The sequence below is a fragment of the Roseisolibacter sp. H3M3-2 genome (genome assembly GCF_029211165.1).
In the GTDB taxonomy this organism is placed as follows: domain Bacteria; phylum Gemmatimonadota; class Gemmatimonadetes; order Gemmatimonadales; family Gemmatimonadaceae; genus Roseisolibacter.
Window position 1 is genome coordinate 1 of record NZ_JARGEK010000683.1, and the last position, 1,049, is coordinate 1,049.

General features: G+C 79.6%; 1 protein-coding gene. It reads right to left on the minus strand.

The genetic code is table 11. The features are described 5' to 3' along the window. The coding region (locus PYV61_RS25715) for a GAF domain-containing protein (protein WP_275836737.1) at positions 1–1,049 on the minus strand (1,049 nt) is incomplete at both ends.

The window sequence follows — 1,049 nt, forward strand, 5'->3', positions numbered from 1 at the left end:
CGAGCAGCGACACGTTGCGCACCGCCACCGCGATCTGCGCCGTCAGGTCGAGCAGCAGCCCGCGGTCGTCGGCGTCGAAGGGGCGCGGCGCCGGGAAGTGCAGCACGAGCAGCCCGCGCACCTCGCCGTCCATCGCCAGCGGGAGGAACGCCAGCCCGCGCGCGCCGGCCGCCAGCGCGGCGCCCAGGTAGTCGGCCTCGGCGCCCCCCGCGGTCGCCGCCGCCGAGGCGTCGGGGACGAACAGCGGCGCGCCCGAGAGCACCACGCGCCCGCCCAGCGTCTCCCAGAAGCGCGGGTCGTCGGGCGCCGGGAGCGCGCGCCCCGTGCCGCCCGCGTACAGGTGCTCGACGTCGCGCGTGCCGCGGTCGACGAGCAGGATGCGGAAGCCGCACACGCCGAGCGCGTCGTCGACGACGCGGCCGAGGGCGGGGAAGAACGAGTGCGGGGTGACGTGCTGCGCCAGCGCGCGCGCCGCCTCGGCCAGCAGCTTCGCGTGGCGCGCCGTGCGCTCGGCCTCGCGCACCAGGCGCCCGTTGCGCAGCGCGAGCGCGCCGTGGTCGGCCAGCCGCTGCGCCAGCGCGGCGTCCTGCTCGGAGAAGGCGCCGCGCGCCGAGTTCACCGCGCACAGCACCGCGGCCACGCTGCCGTCGATGGTGAGCGGCGCGACGATCACCTGGCGCATCCCGAACGCGGCGCCGTAGCGCGGGTCGACGCGCGGGTCGCGCGTGGCGGCGTTCACCACGATCGCGCGCCGGTCGCGCACCGCGTCGGCGAACAGCGACGGCGGCGCCATCAGCTCGGTGAGGTGCCCGCGCAGCGGCGCCAGCGTCCCGGCGGCGGCGTCGACGCGCCCCTGCCCCTCCTCGAGCAGCACCACGCACGCCCCCTCGGCGGCCAGCAGCGCGAGCGCGCTGAGCGACACCTGGTCGAGCGCCGCGGTGACGTCGCTCCCCGCCTGCGCCAGCGCGCGCGCCGCCGCGGCCAGCGCCTCCGCCTCGGCGCGCGGCACCGCGGGGCCGGCCGTCGTCGGCCCGACCGCGGCCGCCAGC